The sequence below is a fragment of the Pseudomonas sp. GW-45 genome (genome assembly GCF_056896675.1).
On sequence record NZ_CM167674.1, the window covers coordinates 676,408 to 698,720 of the forward strand.

General features: G+C 55.4%; 15 protein-coding genes, 1 tRNA gene and 1 pseudogene. 13 read left to right on the forward strand and 4 right to left on the reverse strand.

Annotation, left to right across the window (positions count from 1 at the left end; translation table 11 throughout):
- The 5 genes from hflX (at position 1) to AC1XYH_RS03000 (ending at position 6,282) form a co-directional block, all read left to right on the forward strand.
- Positions 1-1,302, forward strand: coding sequence for a ribosome rescue GTPase HflX (gene hflX, locus AC1XYH_RS02980; protein ID WP_483325181.1), 1,302 nt, complete (start codon positions 1-3; stop codon positions 1,300-1,302).
- 114 nt (positions 1,303-1,416) lie between these two features.
- Positions 1,417-2,601, forward strand: coding sequence for an FtsH protease activity modulator HflK (hflK, locus tag AC1XYH_RS02985; protein WP_483325182.1), 1,185 nt, complete (start codon positions 1,417-1,419; stop codon positions 2,599-2,601).
- Positions 2,601-3,476, forward strand: a complete 876-nt coding sequence (gene hflC / locus AC1XYH_RS02990) for a protease modulator HflC (RefSeq protein WP_483325183.1) — start codon at positions 2,601-2,603, stop codon at positions 3,474-3,476. Before hflK ends, hflC begins: the two co-directional genes overlap by 1 nt.
- Positions 3,477-3,747: 271 nt before the next feature.
- Positions 3,748-4,938 carry an ATP phosphoribosyltransferase regulatory subunit gene (locus AC1XYH_RS02995; RefSeq protein ID WP_483325184.1) on the forward strand — a complete coding sequence of 397 codons (1,191 nt, stop codon included), beginning with the start codon at positions 3,748-3,750 and terminating at the stop codon, positions 4,936-4,938.
- 48 nt (positions 4,939-4,986) lie between these two features.
- Complete coding sequence (locus AC1XYH_RS03000) at positions 4,987-6,282, forward strand: adenylosuccinate synthase (protein ID WP_483325185.1); 1,296 nt, start codon at positions 4,987-4,989, stop codon at positions 6,280-6,282.
- Between the two features lie 137 nt (positions 6,283-6,419).
- Here AC1XYH_RS03000 and AC1XYH_RS03005 read toward each other — a convergent pair.
- Positions 6,420-6,506 (reverse strand) — tRNA-Leu (locus tag AC1XYH_RS03005).
- A gap of 244 nt (positions 6,507-6,750) precedes the next feature.
- On the opposite strand from AC1XYH_RS03005, the gene rnr reads away from it, so the two are divergent.
- The 8 genes and pseudogenes from rnr to AC1XYH_RS03045 all read left to right on the forward strand — a co-directional run.
- Entirely contained in the window at positions 6,751-9,285 is a 2,535-nt protein-coding gene (rnr, locus tag AC1XYH_RS03010) for a ribonuclease R (protein WP_483325186.1), read from the forward strand.
- Between the two features lie 13 nt (positions 9,286-9,298).
- On the forward strand, positions 9,299-10,042 hold the full coding sequence (rlmB, locus tag AC1XYH_RS03015) for a 23S rRNA (guanosine(2251)-2'-O)-methyltransferase RlmB (RefSeq protein ID WP_483325187.1): 744 nt from the start codon (positions 9,299-9,301) through the stop codon (positions 10,040-10,042).
- A 165-nt stretch (positions 10,043-10,207) separates the two neighbouring features.
- The gene (rpsF, locus tag AC1XYH_RS03020) at positions 10,208-10,645 is read left to right on the forward strand and encodes a 30S ribosomal protein S6 (RefSeq protein ID WP_483325188.1); all 438 of its coding nucleotides are present in this window, start codon (positions 10,208-10,210) and stop codon (positions 10,643-10,645) included.
- Between the two features lie 40 nt (positions 10,646-10,685).
- Complete coding sequence (gene rpsR, locus AC1XYH_RS03025; RefSeq protein ID WP_083723771.1) at positions 10,686-10,916, forward strand: 30S ribosomal protein S18; 231 nt, start codon at positions 10,686-10,688, stop codon at positions 10,914-10,916.
- A 63-nt stretch (positions 10,917-10,979) separates the two neighbouring features.
- Positions 10,980-11,855, forward strand: a complete 876-nt coding sequence (locus AC1XYH_RS03030; RefSeq protein ID WP_483325189.1) for a hypothetical protein — start codon at positions 10,980-10,982, stop codon at positions 11,853-11,855.
- Positions 11,856-11,873: 18 nt separating this feature from the next.
- Positions 11,874-12,320 carry a 50S ribosomal protein L9 gene (gene rplI, locus AC1XYH_RS03035; RefSeq protein WP_483325190.1) on the forward strand — a complete coding sequence of 149 codons (447 nt, stop codon included), beginning with the start codon at positions 11,874-11,876 and terminating at the stop codon, positions 12,318-12,320.
- A gap of 140 nt (positions 12,321-12,460) precedes the next feature.
- Positions 12,461-13,867, forward strand: a complete 1,407-nt coding sequence (gene dnaB / locus AC1XYH_RS03040) for a replicative DNA helicase (protein WP_483325191.1) — start codon at positions 12,461-12,463, stop codon at positions 13,865-13,867.
- Positions 13,868-13,869: 2 nt separating this feature from the next.
- Positions 13,870-16,047 (forward strand): annotated as a pseudogene (locus AC1XYH_RS03045) (YgiQ family radical SAM protein); the annotation flags it as partial.
- A 233-nt stretch (positions 16,048-16,280) separates the two neighbouring features.
- Here the strand turns inward: AC1XYH_RS03045 and AC1XYH_RS03050 are convergent.
- From AC1XYH_RS03050 to purH, 3 genes are all read right to left on the reverse strand, one after another.
- On the reverse strand, positions 16,281-19,028 hold the full coding sequence (locus tag AC1XYH_RS03050) for a response regulator (RefSeq protein WP_483325192.1): 2,748 nt from the start codon (positions 19,026-19,028) through the stop codon (positions 16,281-16,283).
- A gap of 139 nt (positions 19,029-19,167) precedes the next feature.
- Positions 19,168-20,460, reverse strand: a complete 1,293-nt coding sequence (gene purD / locus AC1XYH_RS03055) for a phosphoribosylamine--glycine ligase (protein WP_483325193.1) — start codon at positions 20,458-20,460, stop codon at positions 19,168-19,170.
- A gap of 221 nt (positions 20,461-20,681) precedes the next feature.
- A complete protein-coding gene (purH, locus tag AC1XYH_RS03060) occupies positions 20,682-22,289 on the reverse strand; it encodes a bifunctional phosphoribosylaminoimidazolecarboxamide formyltransferase/IMP cyclohydrolase (RefSeq protein WP_483325194.1) in 1,608 nt (535 codons plus the stop codon).
- Positions 22,290-22,313 lie beyond the last annotated feature (24 nt).

Genomic DNA, 22,313 nt, shown 5'->3' on the forward strand with positions numbered 1-22,313 from the left:
TTGTTTTTTGAGCGTCATGAAGGGGGTGAACGTGCGGTTCTCGTTCACCTCGAAGGCCTGGATGAACAGCGCCGTGAAGACCCGCAGGAATTTCTTGAACTGGTGCGTTCCGCCGGTGCAGAAAATGCGGCATTTATGACTATTCCCCGGCACCAACCCACACCCCGGTTCCTTATAGGTAGCGGCAAGGTGGAGGAGCTGCGGGCGCTGGTCAAGGCCAATGAGGGTGACGTGGTCATCTTCAATCACACCCTGACGCCCAGTCAGGAGCGCAATCTGGAGCGCGAGCTGGAGTGTCGCGTAATCGACCGCACCGGTCTGATCCTGGATATCTTTGCGCAGCGTGCGCGAACCCATGAAGGTAAGTTGCAGGTTGAGCTGGCACAGCTCGATCATCTGAGTACGCGTCTGGTGCGCGGCTGGACACACCTTGAGCGACAAAAAGGTGGTATCGGTTTGCGCGGTCCGGGTGAAACTCAGCTTGAGACCGACCGGCGACTGCTGCGGGTACGCATCAAACAGATTACCCGCCGCTTGGAGAAAGTGCGGAGTCAGCGCGATCAGGCTCGGCGTGCTCGACGTCGAGCAGAAATTCCGGTGGTGTCTTTGGTGGGTTACACCAACGCCGGCAAATCTACTTTGTTCAATACGCTTACCTCATCCGACGTTTATGCGGCAGATCAGTTGTTTGCCACGTTGGATCCGACGTTGCGACGCATCGAGTTACAGGATATCGGGCCGGTCATTCTGGCGGACACTGTAGGCTTTATTCGTCACTTGCCGCACAAGTTGGTTGAGGCATTCCGCGCTACGCTGGAAGAGTCCGCCCAGGCTGACTTGCTTATGCACGTTATCGACGCGGCTGACCCGGATCGCCAGGAAAATATTCAGCAGGTGCATTCGGTGCTTAGCGAAATTGGCGCCATTGAGCTGCCGATGCTTGAGGTCTACAACAAGATAGATTTGATCGACGGATTCGAGCCGCAGCTGCAGCGAGATGAGGGCGGCAATATCGTTCGGGTCTGGATTTCTGCGCAGCAGGGGCTTGGGTTGGATCTGCTTCAGCAGGCCGTTGCTGAACGCTTGGGTAATGATTTAGTACAAGAGCGCTTCGTGCTTGAGCATGCTGAAGCGCGTTTGCGTGCGCAGTTCTATGCGGCTGGTGCAGTGCTAGCTGAGCAGACTGCTGAGGATGGTCGCCTGCAACTGGATGTCCGCCTGCAGCGCAGTGACTTTAATCGATTGCTCAAACGTGAAGGTTGGCAACCGGACGCATTTTTGCAGCAACATACTTTGCAATGAAAGCCTCCAGCTATGGTTCGCGCATGCTTGCTGGTTTACGGTAGGATTGCACCCTGATCTGACTGCCGACTTGGCAGTTGGAGCTTCGAATAGTTACAGACAACGGAGAACGCTATGGCCTGGAATGAGCCTGGTGGCGGAAATAATTCAAACGACCAGGATCCCTGGGGTAGCGGCGGCAAAAAAGGCGGCGGCAAACAAGGTCCGCCGGACCTTGATGAGGCGCTACGCAAGTTACAGGATAGCCTGAACAGCCTTTTTGGCTCAAAAAAACGCGGCAAAGGCGGTGATGGTGGCGGTCCTGGGATCGCTGGTGGTGGCATCCCCAAGGGGTTGTGGGCCATTGCTGGTTTGGTTGTGTTGGGCGTTTGGTTATTTAACGCCGTGTATATGGTCGATGAGCAAGAGCAAGCCGTTATTCTTCGCTTCGGTGAATATGACCGCACTGTAGGCTCTGGCTTGCATCTCTATTACCCGCCGGTTGAGCGCAAGCTTCAGAACAATGTTACTCAGGTCCGCTCCTACCGCCAGCAGGGTCAGATGCTGACCGAAGACGAGAATATCGTCGAGGTTCCGGTTGCCATTCAGTATCGTATCTCCAATTTGGAGAATTTCGTGCTGATGGTCGAGGATCCTGAAACCAGCTTGCGCCATGCGACTGAAAGTGCGGTCCGCCATGTGGTTGGTTCAACGCCGATGCACCAAGTGCTCACAGAGGGTCGTGAGCAAATGGCGGTCGAAGTGACCGAGCGTCTACAGCGTTATTTGGACAGCTACAACACAGGCATCACGGTTACTCAGGTGAATATTGAGAACGCTCAAGCGCCGTCTGAAGTGCAGGACGCGTTCGATGACGTGATCCGCGCCAAGGAAGACGAAGTGCGTGAGCGTAACCAGGCTGAAGCCTACGCTAATGGCGTGATTCCTGAGGCGCGAGGCAAAGCTCAGCGCATGCTGGAAGAGGCCAATGGTTATCACGACGAAGTGATCGCCCGTGCAGAAGGTGAAGCTAAGCGCTTTGATCTGCTGGTCGAGCAATATCGTTTGGCACCGGACGTACTGCGTGAGCGCCTTTACCTCGATACCATGCAGGAGGTGATGAGTAGCACTAGCAAGATTCTGGTGTCTGGCGGGGAGGGTAATAATAACTTGCTCTATCTGCCGTTAGACAAGCTGATGCAGCAATCGTCTGCTTCTTCTGGTTCTGCCAACAGCAGCGCGCCAGCGATTACTCAGAGTGATTCATCTCGCACCACTACTACACAGCAGCGCGATCTGCGTTCCAGGGAGTCCCGCTGATGAGCAATAAATCCTTGTTAGGCATCATTGTGTTGCTGGCAGCGATCATCGTCGGCTGGAACAGCTTTTTCGTTGTGAACCAGACCGAGCGCGCCATCGTTCTGCAGTTTGGGCGAGTGGTCGATAACGATGTTACCCCCGGTTTGCACTTCAAGCTGCCGTTTGTGCAGGAGGCGCATCAGTTTGATGGTCGTCTGCTGACGCTCGATACGGCTACCCAGCGCTATCTAACGCTGGAAAAGAAAGCACTGATGGTTGATTCCTACGCTAAGTGGCGGATCGCCGATGTGCAGCGTTTTTACACCGCAACCTCCGGGCTGCGGGCAATAGCAGAAGAGCGTTTGTCTCGGCAGTTGGAATCTGGCTTGCGCAACGAAGTAGCGCGTCGCACGCTGCATGAGGTGGTCTCCGGTGAGCGTGATCAGCTGATGGCTGACATTACCGCTACGCTGGATGAGAGTGCGCGGCGCGAGCTGGGTATTGAAGTGGTTGACGTGCGGGTTAAGGCGATCGATTTACCAAATGAGGTGAATCGTAGCGTGTTTGATCGCATGAGCAGCGAGCGTGAACGCGAAGCGCGCGAGCATCGCGCTAAAGGTCGTGAGTTGGGCGAAGGTATTCGTGCCGATGCGGACCGACAGCAGCGTGTGCTTATCGCAGAGGCTTTCCGGGAATCGGAAAAAATCCGCGGTGACGGTGACGCAAAGGCAGCTAAGATCTATGCGCTTGCTTACACTAAAGACCCGGAGTTTTACGCGTTTTCACGTAGTCTCCACGCGTACCGCGAAAGCTTCTCTAGCAAGTCTGATGTCTTGGTTCTTGATCCAAAAAGCGACTTCTTCAAGTACCTGCGAGGCGAAAGCAGCCAGCCTTGAACGTTTGTCGAAACTCAGGGGTTGCCCGCTAGTCGGGCAGCCTTTTTGTTTGTCTAAACCTAGCGTCTAGACTGATAATGCGAAGGGTGTGGCGAAGGGAAAACGTGTTACACTTGCGCAGCCGGGAATTCCCGGCTTTTTTGTGACCGGTCTATTCTGTTTTGTGCTGCCGATCCACTGCATGAAACCGTTATGGCTGGTCCGCGGATTTGAGCTGCCAGCTCGAGTCCGACCGCAAGCCTAGTTCACTGTGTATGGAAAGGTTGTCAAAATGCCGACTGTAGATCGCTGGCTGTTGCCGGATGGTATTGACGAGGTGTTGCCCGCTGAGGCCGCCCGTATCGAAGCTGCCCGCCGACAGTTGCTTGATCTGTTCTCCTGCTGGGGCTATGACCTGGTCATTACGCCGCACATCGAATATTTGGAATCCCTGTTGACCGGCGCCGGTCACGATCTCGAGTTGCAAACCTTCAAAATGACTGACCAGCTGTCTGGTCGGATGCTCGGTTTGCGCGCAGATATTACGCCTCAAGTGGCGCGCATTGATGCGCACACGCTGGGTGCGGAAGGCCCATCGCGGCTCTGTTACTGCGGAAGCGTGCTGCATACGCGCCCGCGCGCTTTGTCCACAGCGCGCAGCTTGATTCAGTTAGGCGCTGAGCTATACGGCGATGCTTCCAGTACCAGTGATATCGAAGTCATATCGCTCATGCTGGAAACGCTTGCGAGCTGCGAGGTGCCAGGCGTGCACCTGGATATCGGTCATGTTGGTATCTACCGTGGCCTAATACAGGCTGCTGGTGTTGATGAGACGACTGAGCGGTTGTTGTTTGATGCGCTGCAACGAAAAGCGGGAGGCGAGGTTACCCAATTGGCGGCCGGTCTTGAGCACTCATCACTGGCGGGGATGCTGTGCAGTTTGGTTGAGTTGTCCGGTGGTGTTGAGGTGCTGGATCGTGCGCACGCACTGCTCGATGGTGCGCCAGAATCAGTTATGGCAGCGTTGGATGATCTTGCCGAGATCGCGCAAGTGCTGGCGCGTCGCTACCCACATATTCCGCTGTATTTCGACCTCGGCGAGTTGCGTGGCTATCATTACCACACAGGTGTGGTATTTGCGGCTTTTGTTCCCGGTGTTGGGCAAAGCGTCGCCCAAGGTGGTCGCTATGACGATATTGGTGCTGATTTCGGGCGTGCGCGCCCGGCGACCGGCTTTTCCACTGATCTGCGCTGCCTGGTGCAGCGTGGCAGCTTGGGGCTTGATAAAAAATGCTCGGCAATCTGGGCGCCACACAGCAACGAGTCCGGTTTGCATGACCAAATTGCTCAGCTACGCCAGCAAGGTGAGCGGGTGATCGTGGCGCTGCCCGGCCAGTCAAGTGCTGAGGCTGCTGACTATGGTTGTGATCGATTGCTCGGCTTTCAGGCTGGCAGTTGGTCGGTAGCTGAATTGAATTCGTGATTCCCTGACCTAAAGGTCAATTAATTTCTAGCGAGGCATGGGCTGAACATGGGTAAGAATGTTGTCATCCTGGGGACCCAGTGGGGCGATGAGGGTAAGGGCAAGATCGTTGATCTGCTGACCGATCAAGTTGCTGCGGTGGTGCGTTATCAGGGCGGCCATAATGCCGGTCATACGCTGGTAATCGATGGCGAGAAAACCGTACTGCACCTGATTCCTTCCGGCATTTTGCGTGAAAATGTCCGATGCTTTATTGGTAACGGTGTCGTGCTCTCACCTGAAGCGCTGCTCAAGGAGCTGAAAGAGCTTGAGGCTAAGGGTGTTCCCGTGCGCGATCGTTTGCGTATCAGTCCGGCTTGCCCGCTGATTCTGCCTTATCACGTAGCGTTAGATCAGGCGCGTGAAAAAGCGCGTGGCGAAGCTAAGATAGGTACTACTGGGCGCGGCATTGGCCCTGCTTACGAAGATAAAGTGTCGCGTCGCGGGCTGCGTGTAGCAGACCTGTTTCACCGCGAGCGCTTTGCTGCCAAGTTAGGTGAGGTGCTGGATTATCACAACTTTGCCTTGCAGCACTATTACAAGGTTGAGCCAGTCGACTTCCAGAAGACGTTGGATGAAGCGCTGGGCTATGCTGAGTGGCTAGCCCCGCTGATGACCGATGTTACTGCTCGCTTGCATGAGTTACGCCGCGAAGGCTCGAACATCATGTTTGAAGGCGCGCAGGGTTCGCTGTTGGACATTGATCACGGTACTTATCCCTTCGTGACCAGTTCTAATACCACGGCTGGCGGCACCGCTACTGGTTCGGGTTTTGGTCCGCTGTACCTTGATTACGTGCTGGGTATTACCAAAGCTTATACCACTCGCGTGGGTTCGGGCCCTTTCCCTACCGAGCTATTTGATGCAGTGGGTGCGCGTTTGGCTGAGCGTGGTCACGAATTTGGTTCGACCACCGGTCGCGCGCGTCGTTGTGGCTGGTTTGATGCGATCATTCTGCGTCGTGCTATCGAAATTAACAGCATTAGTGGTCTGTGCCTAACCAAGCTGGATGTGCTGGATGGTTTGGATGTGATTCGCATCTGTGTCGGCTATCGTAACGAGCATGGTGATGTGATTGAAGCGCCTACCGATGCCGACAGCTATATCGGCCTGGAGCCGGTGTATGAAGATATGCCCGGTTGGGAGGAGTCAACTTTAGGTGTAAAAACCTTGGAAGGTTTGCCTCCTGCTGCGCGTGCTTATATTGAACGTATAGAAGAGTTGGTTGGTGCGCCGATTGATTTGATTTCTACCGGCCCCGATCGTAATGAGACGATCATTCTGCGTCAGGTTTTTAAGGCTTGATATGAGTGGTTGTGACAGAAGAGGCGCCTGAGGGCGTCTTTTTTGTTTCAAGGGTTGCGAGGTTTTAATCTTTACGGGTGGCTTGCAGTGGTTTTTGGCAGGCATAAAAAAACCGAGCATAAGCTCGGTTTTTGAATTGGTGCCCAGGAGAAGACTCGAACTTCCACGGCCGTAAGGCCACTAGCACCTGAAGCTAGCGTGTCTACCAATTTCACCACCTGGGCGCGCCTTGCGAAACAACTGCTATGCTGAACCAGAGGTTCTAGTTGCTGTCGTTTCGTGCTGACGGCGCGAATATTACGTAGCAAGCAAGATCTTGTAAACCCCCAGCGAGAAAAAAAATTTGTTGGAGGAAACAGGTGCATACAGACTTGATTCGCGGTTCAATAGGCGTCTATGACGAAAAAAGATCAATCCAAAGTCTCGGCTAAGCAGTCGAGCACATCTTCATCCTCCCAGGCCACTTCCATGACCAATGAATGGATCCAACAGGATCCGGAAGCCAGGCGCGAAGCGGAAAAATACGACAACCCCATTCCAAGTCGTGAGCTTATCCTGCAATTGTTGGAGACCCGTGGCGCGCCTGCTACGCGCGCGCAATTGCAGCAGGAGTTCGGCTTGCAGGATGAGGACGCTATTGAAGCATTGCGTCGCCGTCTGCGCGCCATGGAGCGTGATGGACAGCTAATATATACTCGCCGTGGCGCCTATGCGCCGGTCGATAAACTGGATCTGATTCGGGGCCGTGTTCAAGGTCATCGGGACGGCTTCGGTTTTCTGGTGCCAGACGAAGGTACTGAGGATCTGTTTCTTGGTCCCTCACAAATGCGTTTGGTATTTGATGGTGACCGCGTATTGGGTCGCATTACCGGTGTTGATCGTCGTGGTCGCAGCGAAGGCGCGGTGGTTGAGGTGCTTGAACGCGCGCATGAGATCCTTGTTGGTCGCTATTACGAAGAGAACGAGATCGGCTTCGTCGTTGCCGATAACGCCAAGATCAACCAGGACGTGTTAATCCCGCCGGGCGCCAAAATGGGCGTCAAGCACGGACAGTACGCCGAAGTTCGCATTACCCAATGGCCGACTATGAGTCGGCAGGCGCAGGGTGAGGTCATTGAAGTCGTGGGCGACTACATGGCGCCAGGTATGGAGATCGAAGTTGCCCTGCGTAGCTACGACATTCCTAGCGAATGGCCGCCGGAAGTAGTTGAAGAGGCAAGCAAGCTCAAAGACTTCGTTGAAGAGAAAGACAAGCATAAGCGTGTTGATCTACGCCACTTGCCGCTGGTCACCATTGATGGCGAAGATGCGCGCGATTTTGACGATGCACTCTACTGTGAGCCCCATAAAGCAAGCGGCTGGCGCTTGTTCTCTGGTGGCTGGAAGTTGTATGTCGCTATCGCTGACGTGTCGCACTATGTTCCGTTAGGTTCCGCATTGGACCAGGAAGCCGAGCTGCGTGGTACTTCGGTTTACTTCCCGAGCCAGGTGATCCCCATGTTGCCTGAGGCGATTTCCAACGGTCTGTGCTCGCTTAATCCGCATGTTGATCGTTTAGCTTTGGTCTGCGAAATGACTTTGTCCAAGGCCGGCGAGCTGACGGATTATCAGTTTTACGAAGCGGTGATCCATTCGCACGCACGGCTGACCTATAACAAAGTCTCCTCAATGCTGGAGCACGGCCGTAGTCGCGAAGGTAAAGCGTTGCGCGACGAATACAGCGAAGTAGTGCCGCACATCGAGAACCTGTATGAGCTTTACAAGGCGCTGGCCAAGGCTCGTCAGGGGCGCGGTGCGATTGATTTTGAGACCACCGAAACGCGCATGATTTTTGGTGATGATCGAAAGCTAGTCGAGATCAAGCCCACTACTCGCAATGATGCGCACAAGATTGTTGAAGAATGCATGCTGAGTGCCAACGTTGCCACGGCGCGCTTCCTTCAAGATCTGGAGTTGCCAGGCCTGTACCGCGTGCATGATTCCCCTCAAGCCGAAAAAATTGAACGTTTGCGGCAGTTTCTTAATGCGCAAGGCTTGAGTTTGACGCGTAAGAAGGGTGATCCCACACCGGAAGACTACAGTGCCGTACTGGCTAAAATTCAAGGCCGGCCGGATGCGCAGTTGATTCAGACGGTAATGTTGCGCTCGCTCAGTCAGGCCGTTTACAGCCCGGATAACGCAGGGCACTTCGGTTTGAATTACGAAGCTTATACCCATTTCACTTCGCCGATTCGTCGCTATCCCGATCTGTTGGTGCATCGCGCCATTCGCAGTGTCGTGCGTTCGCGTCGCAATACTGAAGCGGTCAAGCGTTGCGGTGCCTCGGTCATGCCGAAGGCAAAAATCTATCCTTATGACCATGCGCGTTTGGCGGCTCTGGGCGAGCAGTGCTCGCAGAATGAGCGTCGTGCCGATGAAGCGTCGCGTGATGTAGTCAGCTGGCTCAAGTGCGAGTTTATGCAGGATCGCGTCGGTGAGTCCTTCGACGGCTTGGTGACTGCTGCAACCAGTTTTGGTCTGTTTATTGAGCTTAAAGATATTTACGTAGAGGGCTTGCTGCATATCACTGCGCTGCCGGCCGACTACTACAACTTCGATGCTGTGCATCATTGCCTGACTGGCGAGCGCTCTGGTCGCAAGTTTCGTCTCGGCGACCCAGTGCGGGTTCAAGTGGCGCGGGTTGATCTGGATGATCGAAAGATTGATTTTGAGATGGCAGCCGATCAACCGCAGGCTCAGCCAGAGCCGGACCGTAAGGTCTCTGCTAGCCGAGCTGTGCGTGAAAAGCTGCTTGCCGAGGCGCGTCAAGCGGCTGGCGATGGTAAAAAGTCGGCTAAGTCAGGTGGGCGTAGTCCAGCTGGTAAGCCTGCTCCGCGTGCTGCTCGCAATCCGGCTGGCTCACCCGCTGCAAGCAAGGCTGCGCCACGCAAGCCAGCCGGCAGTAAGAGTGATGCCGGTTCGCGCGGCGGGCCGCGCAAGCGCAAGCCGAAGCCTAAGCAGTGAGTGAGATAGTAGTATGAGTGATTTTGAGCGGGTTTTTGGTGTGCATGCGGTGCAGGCTTTGCTGGAACGCAGCCCAAAGCGAGTAAGGCGGTTGCTGTTGCCGGCCGGCCGGCTAAATGAGCGTCAGCAGGCTTTGCTTGATCTAGCCGTTACTGCCGTCATTACCACCCAGCGCGTTACCGGTGAAGAGCTGGATAAGCTTGCTGAGGGCGTGCACCAGGGAGTGGTCGCTGAGGTTACGCCTAGTCAGGTGTGGTCCGAAGAGATGTTGACGCACTTGCTGGATCGCCTGGACGGCGTGCCTTTGTTGTTGGTGCTGGACGGGGTAACCGACCCCCATAACTTAGGCGCTTGTCTGCGCAGTGCGGATGCAGCTGGCGTGCAGGCAGTTATAGTGCCGCGTGACCGCTCAGCCAGTCTTTCCCCGGTGGTGCGCAAGGTTGCCTGCGGTGCCGCTGAAACGGTTCCGCTGGTGGCGGTAACCAATCTGGCGCGCACTTTAAAGCAATTGCAGCAACGCGGCTTGTGGCTAGTGGGTACCGCCGGCGAGGCGGAGCGGTTCATATATGACGTGGATCTTAAAGTGCCCTCGGTCATCGTGATGGGCGCCGAAGGTGCGGGAATGCGCCGCCTGACCCGCGAGAACTGTGATTACCTCGCGCGTTTGCCGATGGCAGGTGCTGTCAGCAGCTTGAATGTGTCTGTTGCTGCTGGCGTCTGTCTGTTTGAGGCCGTGCGGCAGCGTCTGCCCGCCTGACATCTTTTCATGCCCGGTTAGCTGTAATCTAGCTGGGCTGCGTAAATAAACGCCATTTAGCTTGCCTCTACCTAGCGCCTTCACTAGAATGGCCGCCCCAAACCTATGTTCCACTCCTTGCCAGACCATATTTGGATGGCTGGCTATAACCCGTAAGGAGCTTTTATGCGTCATTACGAAATCGTTTTTCTGGTTCATCCAGACCAGAGCGAGCAGGTTAGCGCGATGGTTGAGCGTTACACCAAGCTGATCGAAGAAGACGGCGGCAAAATTCACCGCCTGGAAGATTGGGGTCGCCGTCAACTGGCTTATCCAATCGACAAGATCCACAAAGCACACTACATCCTGATAAATGTTGAGTGCAGCGCTAAAGCGTTGGAAGAACTGACTGAAAACTTCCGTTACAACGATGCTGTTATCCGTAACATGGTAATGCGTCGCGATGAAGCGGTGACTGAACAGTCCGAGATGCTCAAGTCCGAAGAGAGTGGTCGTGGTGAGCGTCGTGAGCGTCGTGAGCGCAGCGATGAAAATGACGACAACAGCTCCAACGATGACGCTGACAACAGCGACGACACCGATGATAGCGGTGACGACGAGTAAGTTTTCCCAGTTCACATTCCAGAATTAAGGAGACGCTGCCATGGCACGTTTTTTCCGTCGCAGAAAGTTCTGCCGTTTTACCGCTGAAGGCGTTAAAGAGATTGATTACAAAGATCTCAACACTTTGAAAGCCTATGTCACCGAGACCGGCAAGATCGTTCCAAGCCGCATCACAGGTACCAAGGCTAAGTATCAGCGTCAGCTGGCTGTTGCTATCAAGCGCGCCCGTTATCTGGCTCTGCTGCCTTACACCGACGGCCACGGTCGTTGATTGGTAGCCAAAAGTAAGTAATCAGGAAACCGGATTCAGATGCAGGGCTTGGCGGAATACATAATGCGCGGCCGCCGACAGGCAACCTTAGTGGTTGGTTTGTCGGCCGCAATTCCGCTGCTGTTCTGGTTCGGTGCAGTGGTGTTGGCGTTGGTTATCCTGCGCCGCGGCCTGTCGGAAGGCCTCCCAGTTATTGTTTGGGGTGGTTTGCCGGCGTTGGCTTGGGCTATGTTGGGCGATCCGACACCACTGTTGCTGCTATTAGGTACCGCACTGCTGGCTGGTTTGTTGCGAGAGCGCAGTAACTGGTCTCTTGTGGTGCTGGCATCGGCCCCGTTAGGTCTAGTGTACGCGCTGCTATTATTGGCAATGCTGCACGAGCCAATGGTGGCTCTTGCTGCCGAGCTGCAGAAAGTCATGCCGCAGGTGCTGGGCGAGCTAGGTAAAGATCTGAGCGAGGCCGATATGGCTCGACTGCAGAGCTTGATGTTGCCGATACTCGCGGGTCTGACCGGTGCAATACATGCCGTAATGACGCTAGTCTGCCTGATTTTGGCACGTGCTTGGCAAGCCAGGCTGTTCAACCCAGGTGGTTTCCGTGAGGAGTTCCACCGGGTGCGACTCAAGCCGTGGATGTCAGTCGGCTTGCTGCTGCTGGTCATTGTTGGGCCGCAGTTTGGCGATATGGCGGTGGTAGCACCGGTGGCGACCGTGCCGCTGTTACTGGCTGGTTTAGCGCTGGTGCACGGCATAGTTGGCATCAAGCAACTGAGCCTGGCTTGGCTGATAGCGCTGTACGTTGCGCTGCTGTTTGCTTCGCAAGTGGTTGTGCCCCTGATTATGCTTTTGGCGTTTATTGATAGTCTGTTTGATTTCCGCTCCCGCCTGACACCGCAAAACGGTCTGGGTGGCGACGATGATTCAAACGGTCAAGGTTGAATTTAAGAGGTCATCGCAATGGAAGTTATCCTGCTCGAAAAGATCGCGAATCTGGGTAACCTGGGCGACAAGGTCGCCGTTAAGGCTGGTTACGCTCGCAATTTCCTGCTGCCTTTTGGCAAGGCTACTCCGGCTACTTCAGCCAATGTAGAAGCCTTTGAAGCGCGTCGCGCTGAACTGGAAAAAATCGCTGCTGAGAAAACAGCTGAAGCCGAAGCGCGCGCCGCCAAGCTGGCTGAGCTGTCAGTTACCATCGCCGCCAACGCTGGCGAAGAAGGTAAGCTGTTCGGCTCTATCGGTACTCGTGATATCGCTGACGCAGTGACTGCGGCTGGCGTAGAACTCGAGAAGAGCGAAGTTCGTCTGCCTGAAGGTCCGCTTCGTAACGTCGGTGAGTTCGATGTTGTTGTGCAACTGCACAGCGATGTAGAAACTACCGTCAAGCTGATCGTCGTCGCTGGCTAACAGCGGCTGCAGCGCTGACTTAGGGCTTTCGGGCCTCGGGTGATTTAACAGCGCTTTGCAGTTAGACTCGTCAACACGGCGCTTGTCATAGACAGGCGCCGTGTTGTTGTTTGTGCCTATGCCGTCCAGAGCCCAAGCCCATGACTGAATCGCAGTACTCAGAACGTCCCGAGCTGGATTTACAAACGTCCGCGTTGAAAATTCCGCCGCACTCAATTGAGGCAGAGCAGGCCGTGTTGGGTGGTGTGATGCTGGAGAATACTGCGTGGGAGCGCGTTGCTGAGTTACTGAGCGAAAGCGACTTCTATAGACATGATCACCGGCTGATTTTCAAGGCGTTGCGACGTCTGGCCGAACGCAACCAGCCTTTCGATGTGGTGACCCTCGCCGAGGATCTCGATAAGGAAGGTCTGAATGATCAAGTCGGTGGCCTGGCGTATTTAGGGCAGCTGGCAAAAAATACTCCTTCAGTTGCCAATATCAGTGCCTATGCCCAGATCATTCGTGAGCGGTCCACGCTGCGCCAATTGATCAGCGTGAGTACCGATATTGCCGACACTGCGTTCAACCCAAAAGGCATGCAGTCCAGCGAAGTGTTGGATGATGCGGAACGCAAGATTTTTGCGATTGCAGAAAGCCGGCCAAAAACCGGTGGACCAGAAGGCGTCAACGCGCTGCTGGCAAAGGCAATCGATCGTATTGATACGCTGTTCAACAGTGAAGGCTCTATTACGGGTCTATCGACGGGGTTTACCGATCTCGACAATATGACCTCAGGTTTGCAGCCATCTGATCTGATCATTGTTGCTGGTCGTCCTTCAATGGGCAAAACGACGTTCGCCATGAACTTGGTCGAGAACGCGGTCATGCGCAGTGAAAAGGCAGTTTTGGTGTTCTCGCTGGAAATGCCAGGTGACTCACTAATCATGCGTATGTTGTCTTCGCTCGGTCGTATCGATCAAACCAAGGTGCGCTCTGGCCGCCTGGATGATGAGGATTGGCCGCGGCTTACCTCAGCGGTCAACATGTTGAATGATCGCAAGCTGTTCATCGACGACACGGCGGGCTTGTCACCTATGGAAATGCGCGCTCGCGCTAGGCGGGTGGTGCGCGAGCATGGTGATCTAGGCTTGATCATGATCGATTACTTGCAGTTGATGCGCGTCGGTGGCGCTGCGTCTGAAAACCGTACCAACGAGATTTCGGAAATCTCGCGCTCACTCAAGGCACTCGCCAAGGAATTCAATGTCCCGGTGGTCGCCCTTTCGCAGCTTAACCGCTCGCTGGAACAGCGCCCCAACAAGCGTCCTATCAACTCTGACTTGCGTGAATCTGGCGCAATCGAGCAGGACGCCGACGTCATCATGTTTGTGTATCGGGATGAGGTTTACAACCCGGATACGCAAGACAAGGGTATTGCCGAGCTAATTATCGGCAAGCAGCGTAACGGCCCCATTGGGACCACGCGCATGGCATTTCTGGGCAAATACACCCGTTTTGAAAACCTGGCGCCTGGCTCTTATGCTGGCTACGGGGATCTGGAGTAATCATGGCAGTCAGCATTCCGGTGGCTAAGCAGCAATTGTTCGATCATCCGCGTTATTGGGCCGAATGCTTTGGTCCGGCGCCGTTTCTGCCGATGAGTCGGGAAGAAATGGACCAATTGGGCTGGGACAGTTGCGACATTATCATCGTGACCGGCGATGCCTATGTGGATCACCCGTCCTTTGGCATGGCGATTATCGGTCGGCTGCTGGAAGCCCAGGGCTTTCGTGTGGGTATCATCAGTCAGCCGGATTGGCAGAGCAAAGATGACTTCATGAAGCTGGGCAAGCCGAATCTGTTTTTCGGTGTTGCTGCGGGCAATATGGATTCGATGATCAACCGTTATACCGCTGATCGTAAGGTCCGCTCTGATGACGCTTATACGCCTGGTGGCAGGGGCGGCAGCCGCCCTGATCGAGCAAGCCTGGTATATAGCCAGCGCTGCCGCGAAGCCTATAAGGATGTACCCCTGATCCTGGGTGGTATCGAAGCCTCCTTGCGGCGCATCGCGCATTACGACTATTGGCAAGATAAGGTCCGGCACTCGCTGTTGATCGACGCCAAGGCTGACATTCTTTTGTACGGCAACGCTGAGCGCGCAGTGGTAGAAGTGGCGCATCGCCTTAGCCGCGGCGAGTTGATTGAGGATATAACCGACATTCGCGGTACTGCTTTTGTGCGCCGTGATACGCCACAAGGTTGGTTTGAGTTGGACTCAACCCGTATCGACCGTCCGGGCAAGATCGATAAGATCATCAATCCTTACGTGAATACGCAGGATACCAATGCGTGCGCTGTGGAGCAGGCCAAAGGGCCGGACGACGCCGACAATGATGGTGCGCAGGTTGTGCACCTGTTGCCACACCCTCGTCTGGAGCGTGATCGCACAGTGATTCGTTTGCCGTCTTTCGAGAAGGTGAAGGGCGACTCGGTACTCTATGCACATGCCAACCGTGTTTTGCACCTGGAAACCAATCCGGGCAATGCACGCGCGTTGGTGCAGCGCCATGGTGAGCGTGACGTATGGTTTACACCACCGCCCATCCCACTGACGACCGAAGAGATGGACTATATCTTCGGTCTGCCCTATGCGCGCATCCCGCACCCAGCTTACGGCGACGCCAAAATCCCGGCCTACGACATGATTCGCTTCTCGGTGAATATCATGCGCGGCTGTTTTGGCGGCTGTACATTTTGCTCCATTACTGAGCATGAGGGGCGGATCATCCAGAATCGCTCGCATGACTCCATTATTCGTGAAATCGAAGAGATTCGAGACAAGGTGCCGGGCTTTACCGGGGTTATTTCAGATCTTGGTGGGCCTACTGCCAATATGTACCGGATTGCTTGTAAGACCCCGGAAATTGAAGCAGCTTGCCGCAAACCGTCCTGCGTGTTCCCTGGCATCTGTGAAAACCTGAATACAGATCACTCCTCGTTGATTGGTCTGTATCGCAAAGCGCGTGAGTTACCGGGGGTCAAGAAGATCTTAATTGCCTCGGGTCTGCGCTACGACCTGGCTATCGAGTCGCCTGAGTATGTGAAGGAACTGGTGACTCACCACGTTGGTGGTTACCTGAAGATCGCTCCGGAGCACACCGAAGAAGGTCCGCTGACCAAGATGATGAAGCCGGGTATCGGCTCTTATGACCGCTTCAAGCAGATGTTTGAGAAATTCTCTAAGGAAGCGGGTAAGGAACAGTATCTGATTCCTTACTTCATCGCGGCGCACCCCGGTACGACCGATGAAGATATGATGAATCTAGGGCTCTGGCTCAAGCGCAATGGTTTCCGTGCGGACCAAGTGCAGGCTTTCTATCCGTCGCCCATGGCCACGGCGACTGCCATGTACCATTCGGGCAAGAATCCGCTGCGTAAGGTGACGTACAAGAGCGACAGTGTGAATATCGTCAAGGGTGATCGCCAACGTCGTTTGCACAAAGCATTTTTGCGCTATCACGATCCGAAAAATTGGCCGCTGTTGCGCGATGCGCTGAAAGAGATGGGGCGCAGTGATCTGATCGGTAACGGTAAACAGCAGCTGGTTCCGACGTTCCAGCCGGCAGTGGAAGGCTACCAAAGTGCGCGTCGCAAGAACTCTACGCCGGTTGGTAGCAAAAAAGCAGGGCGTGTGCTGACTCAGCATACCGGTCTGCCGCCGCGCGAAACTGGCGCGGCCCGCAAAGGTATCCGCAAGGGTAGTCGTCCAGCGCGTTGATGAGGATGGCTATGGGGGTTATGCAGGTTAACTAATGGCCTGCGTGAACAGGCTGCTTTAGTCTTACCCTGGCGCGGGCCTGTGATGGATGGGCCCAGCTATGAGCCTGGAGGCCCCCATGACGTCCTATGTACTGATTCTCAGACAGTTGATGATTGACTATGCCGCAGCAACTGGCGGTGCGGCGGAGCCTGCGATCAGGATAAGCTGATGTTGCGGCTGGCCTTCTGGTCGCGCCAATGCTGTACCTGCTCGCGGAGTTGGCTTAACTCTACCGGTTTTGCCATGTGGCCGTTCATTCCAGCCTTGCGCGCACGCTCGCGGTGCTCCGGCAGTATATGTGCAGTAAGAGCGATGATAGGCACAGGCTGACTGCCGTTTTTGCTTTCCCAGGCGCGGATCTCTTCTGCGGCGGTGAAGCCATCCATCTCCGGCATTTCGCAATCCATGAATACCAGATCAAACTGCTCCTGCTGCACCGCTTCCAGTGCACGTCTGCCATTGTCGACACTGTTTACGCCTACCTTTAGTTTGGCGAGCATGCCTTGAATCACCTTGGTTGAAATGGCGTTATCCTCCGCCACCAATACGCGAAACTCCCCAGGGTTTGGCAGCGGGGCGGGCGTAATGTCGCTGTCTGCCCCCTCTTCGACGGTGCCGTTGCGCAACTGAGTCCATTCATCCACCAAGGTGGTACGCAGCGTGTAGCCAGCCACTGGCTTGCTGAGAATTCGGCGGATACCTGCGTTGCGTGCAATGACGCGGCTGGGCACCTGATTGATTCCCGTCAGCATGATGATTAAGAGGTCGTTGGATAGCACTGGATCGTCCTTGATGCGGCTGGCAAGCTCGACGCCACTCATACCGGGCATGGATTGATCTAGCAGGAGTATCTCGAAGGGGCTGCCGAGATTGGCTTGGGTGCGGAGTATGGCCAAGGCCTCGCGACCGCTTGCTGCACATTGGGTGCGCATGCCCCAAGCGGCGGTTTGTTGTTGTAGCACCTTACGGCAGGTCGCATTATCGTCTACGACAAGCACGTTGCGGTCCTGTAGACAGCGTCCACTGGTGTCAGCGGCTATGCTGTTGTCCAGGTTGGCAGCGGGCAGAGTGAACCAGATAGTGGTGCCTTGTTCGCTACCGTACTTGATACCCAGTTGGCCTTGCATCATGGCAACCAGTTGGCGGGCTATCACTAGCGGTAGATAACCATCGCTGTCGGCATGCTCCAGCAGACGCGTGGTGCTCAGGTTACTGTTGATCAGGTTGTCACGGGCTTGCTGCGGCATGCCACTTCCGGTGTCCTGGATCGCAAAGCGCAGCTGCTGCTTGGCATTTTTGCGATCAAGACCGACTACCAGAACAACTTCGCCTTCATCGGTATATTGCAACGCATTAGCCAGTAAATTCATCAGGATCTGGCGTAGCCGTGTAGGGTCGCCTTGCATAGTGCGAGCAACTTCGGGGTGAACAAAGCCGATCAATTCTATGTTTTGGCCTTCCGCGCGTGAACGGTAGATATCGAGGCAATCGTTGACCAAGGCGTGTAGATCGAATTGCACTTTCTCCAGCACCAGTTGCCCGGACTCCAGGCGTGATACATCGAGAATTTCGTTAATCAGATTGAGCAGATCGTTGCCAGATCCGTGAATTGTTTGCACATAGTCACGCTGCTTGGCCGAGAGCGCGGTATCCAGCAGCAGCTCGCTCATGCCCAGCACGCCATTCATGGGGGTACGGATTTCGTGGCTGATGCGCGCTAGAAACTCGGCTTTGGTACGCTGCTCAGCATGCGCGGTGGCCATATCCTGGCGTACACGGACGCGGGCGCTTAACTTGCCTTGCAAGCGCCGATAGAGGCTCCAGCTATAGCTTACGAGTGCGCCCCAGAGCAACATATCGGCCAGGTAAGCTATTGATGGTAAGCCATTCAAATAATGATCTACCAAGGCATTGCTCAGCAACAGCAGATGGCCAATGCAGAAAGGAATGTTGAATGGGGTGCCTTGCAGACGTAGGTAGAGTGCTAGCCCCAAACCCAGCATTGGCACGCCAATACGCAAAATATCGGATATCAGTTGGAACTGCGCTGGAAAGATAGCCGCTATCGCTAGAAGCGCGGCGGCCGTCACACTGAGGCCGATGATGAATCTGCGCTGGCTTTTGAACTGCTTGGCCGGCAGGCGGCTAAGCAGAAGTAGGGCCAACAATGGGTAGGCACAGAGAAATAGCACCTGCGCCAAATGGCCCTGTAAGGTCAGCGTACTACTGGCCGCCCAGCTGAGGTTATCGAGATTGCTGATTGCTAATATCAAACTGACGCTGGCAAACAACAGGTGATAGGGGTCACGCCCCAATAAACCCTGCAAGGTGCCGTGTAGGCAGAGCGCCAGCAATAATCCGATGAGTATGCCTTGCAGGCTTTGCTGCAGATCATGCTGGACAGCCGCGCTGCGAGCGTCTGTAACGCCGAGTCGGGTAACGAGGGGGTAGTCGCTCTGCAAGCGTATCAGCAGAGTTGCGCGTTCAGAGGGTAGATCAGTGAGCGGCAGGGCGAAACCGCTATAGGGCAATAGTCGATCATCCAGGACGCCATTGGTACCGGCCTCATACAGCGGTATTGCCGTTTGTGCGCTGAGGCGATAAACCGCCAGCTGCGCAATGGCAGGATTACTCAGCGACAGCAGTTTGTTTCGTGCCTGGTCCAACGACAGCTCGACCCAAAGTACCGCGCCATCGCCTGGCAGGGTAAGCGGAGTATCGGGTGCGGGAATAAAGCGGTTGGCGTACCGATTGGAGAGAATATCGGCGAGTTCAAGTTGGCCGGTAGGGTCAACAAACGTTTTGTAATAAGGCGTGGCGCCGGCGGCGAACGTCGACCAGCTCATGAGAGTGAAGGCCAGGCCCGTGAGCAGGGCTAATAGCAGCGAGCTAATGTGCTTCACAATCGATGATGTCCTGTCCTTGGGCGGTGATACTAAGATTGCTACCGTTTCAGTTAATAGCCGGGCCAGTATAGACCAAGGGCTGTGCTGCTGAAACGGGCCAAGCGAGACAGCAGACTGTCCCGCTTGGCCTATTTGGTTACTTCTGCTCGGTGGCGTGGCGCGCAATGGCGCGATAGCCAATATCACTGCGATAAAAACTGCCATCCCACTGGATTTGCTCTGCCAATCGGTAAGCGGCTTGCTGCGCTGCCTGCACGTCGTCACCTAGCGCGGTTGCGCAGAGTACACGGCCGCCACTGGTGACAACTTGATCGCCCTGCAATGACGTACCGGCGTGGAATACCTTGCCGTCTTTGGCCTGCGCCTGTTGCAAGCCGTTTATCGGCAGGCCTTTGGCGTAGCTACCCGGGTAACCGCCAGCTGCCAGTACTACACCGAGGCTGGGACGAGGATCCCAGTGAGCTTCGATCTTATCCAGCGTGCCGGCTTCGGCAGCCTCGATTAGCTCTACCAGGCTCGACTGCAAGCGCAGCATGATCGGTTGGGTTTCCGGGTCGCCAAAGCGGCAATTGAACTCGATCACCTTGGCGTTGCCAGCACTATCAATCATCAGGCCCGCATAGAGGAAACCGGTGTAACGGTTGCCCTCGGCAGCCATGCCTTTGACGGTCGGCCAGATAACGTCATCCATCACCCGCTGGTGCACTGCGTCCGTGACCACCGGGGCTGGCGAGTAAGCACCCATGCCACCGGTATTAGGACCAGTGTCAGCATCACCGACGCGCTTGTGATCTTGGCTGGTGGCCATTGGTAGCACGTGTTCACCGTCGACCATGACAATGAAGCTGGCCTCTTCGCCGTCAAGAAACTCTTCAATCACGACGCGCGAGCCGGCGTCTCCGAAAGCGTTGCCAGCTAGCATGTCACGTACAGCGTCTTCGGCTTCCTGCAGGGTCATGGCAACAATGACGCCTTTGCCCGCAGCCAAACCGTCAGCTTTAACGACGATGGGCGCGCCAGTTTGCTGCAGATAAGCCAGTGCGGGCTCGATCTCGGTAAAATTCTGATAGTTGGCGGTCGGGATATGATGGCGCGCCAGAAAATCTTTGGTGAAGGCTTTGGAGCCTTCCAGTTGGGCGGCGCCGGCAGTGGGGCCAAAGCAGGGCAGTTGCTGTTCGCGGAAGCGATCTACCACACCGGCTACTAGCGGTGCCTCGGGGCCAACAATGGTTAGGCCAACGTTGTCACGGGCAAAAGCTATCAGCTTGTCCAGCTCCATCACGTCGATTTCAACGTTCTCGCACTTGGCTTCGTTCGCGGTGCCGGCGTTGCCGGGGGCTACAAAGACTTTCTCTACTCGTGTGTCTTGCGCCACTTTCCAGGCCAGGGCATGCTCGCGACCGCCACTACCGATAATCAGTACATTCATTTATCTCTCTCCTAATGGAGGCAGGCTAATGGCCCGTTCAGTGGATAAACAGCGGGTCATCCACCCTACGAAAATCTTGCTTTAGCGTTATATCGGGTCGCGATGGAGCGGGTGGATGCTAGTCGCGGATGGCTTCGATAAGCGCAGTTGCCGATTGGCAATGAGCATTAGCGGAGTCATCCGCAACAACGCGGACGCCTGCTACAGTGCGGCCTTACCAATCAATGCCTGAAATGGCGCATACCGGTGAACACCATCGCCATACCGGCTTCATCTGCGGCGGCAATCACTTCAGCGTCGCGCATTGAACCACCGGGCTGAATGACGGCACTAATGCCATTGTTGGCTGCATTGTCGATGCCATCACGGAATGGGAAGAAAGCATCCGACGCCATGACCGCGCCCTGAACCTGTAGACCAGCATGTTCGGCTTTTATGGCGGCAATGCGGGCAGAGTTAACACGGCTCATTTGACCGGCGCCGATGCCGACAGTCTGGCGCTGGCTGGCATACACAATGGCGTTGGATTTAACGAACTTGGCGACTTTCCAGGCAAATACCAAGTCGTTGATTTCTTGCTCGGTAGGGGCGCGCTGGGTGACCACTTTGAGATCGTCGGAGGTGATCATGCCGATATCGCGGCTTTGCACCAGCAGGCCGCCATTGACACGTTTGAAGTCCCAGTCTGCATTGCGTTCGTTGGTCCACTCTCCGCATTCGAGCAGGCGCACGTTGGCTTTGGCGGCAACCGCTTCGCGAGCCGCTGCGCTGATGCGTGGGGCAATGATGACTTCAACAAACTGGCGATCAACAATGGCTTTGGCGGTTTCGCCATCCAGCTCACGGTTAAAGGCGATAATGCCGCCAAAAGCAGACTCGCTGTCGGTGGCGTAAGCCAGCTCATAGGCCTGGCGGATACCGCCTTCGGCGTCCGGCACCACGGCAACACCGCAAGGGTTGGCGTGCTTGACGATCACGCAGGCAGGCTTGGTAAAGCTTTTGACGCACTCCAGCGCAGCATCGGTGTCGGCAACATTGTTGTACGAAAGCGCCTTGCCTTGCAGCTGAATGGCGGTGGCAATGCTGGCGCCGTCTGGCTGGGCTTCTTTATAAAAGGCGGCGGCTTGATGCGGGTTTTCACCGTAGCGCATGTCCTGCACCTTGATGAATTGGCTGTTGAAAGTGCGCGGGAAGGCGCTACGATCTGCGGTGCTTAGGGTGTCGCGCGTTTGCTCGATGGTGCCGAGATAGTTGGCGATCATACCGTCGTATGCAGCAGTGTGTTCAAAGGCCTTCAACGCCAGATCGAAACGCTGAGCGTAGCTAAGGCCACCCTGTTGGAGGTTTTCCAGGATGCTGCTGTAATCATCGGCGTTAACCACGATAGCAACGTCTTTGTGGTTCTTGGCTGCACTGCGGACCATGGTCGGGCCGCCGATATCGATATTCTCAATGGCATCGGGCAGGCTGCAATCGGGTTTTGCCACGGTTGCTGCGAAGGGATAAAGATTGACCACCACCATGTCGATCGGTTGGATGCCGTGTTGCTGCATCACTTCGCCGTCCAGCTCGCGGCGTCCAAGAATACCGCCATGAATTTTCGGGTGCAGGGTTTTTACCCGGCCATCCATCATTTCCGGAAAGCCGGTGTAATCGGCTACTTCTACCGCGGCAATGCCTTGCTCGCGCAATAATTTAAAGGTGCCGCCGGTTGACAGGATTTCAGCGCCCAAAGAACTTAGCGCGCGAGCAAAATCGACAACGCCGGTCTTGTCGGACACGCTAATCAATGCGCGGCGTACGGGCAGGCGAGTGGTTTGGTCGGTCATCTTGGATCCAGTTTCAAGGTGGTG

Excerpts from the sequence above, each read along its gene's own strand:
- hflK (WP_483325182.1), top strand. The coding sequence starts at position 1,417 with ATGGCCTGGAATGAGCCTGGTGGCGGAAATAATTCAAACGACCAGGAT.
- hflC (WP_483325183.1), top strand. The coding sequence starts at position 2,601 with ATGAGCAATAAATCCTTGTTAGGCATCATTGTGTTGCTGGCAGCGATC.
- AC1XYH_RS02995 (WP_483325184.1), top strand. The coding sequence starts at position 3,748 with ATGCCGACTGTAGATCGCTGGCTGTTGCCGGATGGTATTGACGAGGTG.
- AC1XYH_RS03000 (WP_483325185.1), top strand. The coding sequence starts at position 4,987 with ATGGGTAAGAATGTTGTCATCCTGGGGACCCAGTGGGGCGATGAGGGT.
- rnr (WP_483325186.1), top strand. The coding sequence starts at position 6,751 with ATGACCAATGAATGGATCCAACAGGATCCGGAAGCCAGGCGCGAAGCG.
- rlmB (WP_483325187.1), top strand. The coding sequence starts at position 9,299 with ATGAGTGATTTTGAGCGGGTTTTTGGTGTGCATGCGGTGCAGGCTTTG.
- rpsF (WP_483325188.1), top strand. The coding sequence starts at position 10,208 with ATGCGTCATTACGAAATCGTTTTTCTGGTTCATCCAGACCAGAGCGAG.
- rpsR (WP_083723771.1), top strand. The coding sequence starts at position 10,686 with ATGGCACGTTTTTTCCGTCGCAGAAAGTTCTGCCGTTTTACCGCTGAA.
- AC1XYH_RS03030 (WP_483325189.1), top strand. The coding sequence starts at position 10,980 with ATGCGCGGCCGCCGACAGGCAACCTTAGTGGTTGGTTTGTCGGCCGCA.
- rplI (WP_483325190.1), top strand. The coding sequence starts at position 11,874 with ATGGAAGTTATCCTGCTCGAAAAGATCGCGAATCTGGGTAACCTGGGC.
- dnaB (WP_483325191.1), top strand. The coding sequence starts at position 12,461 with ATGACTGAATCGCAGTACTCAGAACGTCCCGAGCTGGATTTACAAACG.
- purD (WP_483325193.1), bottom strand. The coding sequence starts at position 20,460 with ATGAATGTACTGATTATCGGTAGTGGCGGTCGCGAGCATGCCCTGGCC.
- purH (WP_483325194.1), bottom strand. The coding sequence starts at position 22,289 with ATGACCGACCAAACCACTCGCCTGCCCGTACGCCGCGCATTGATTAGC.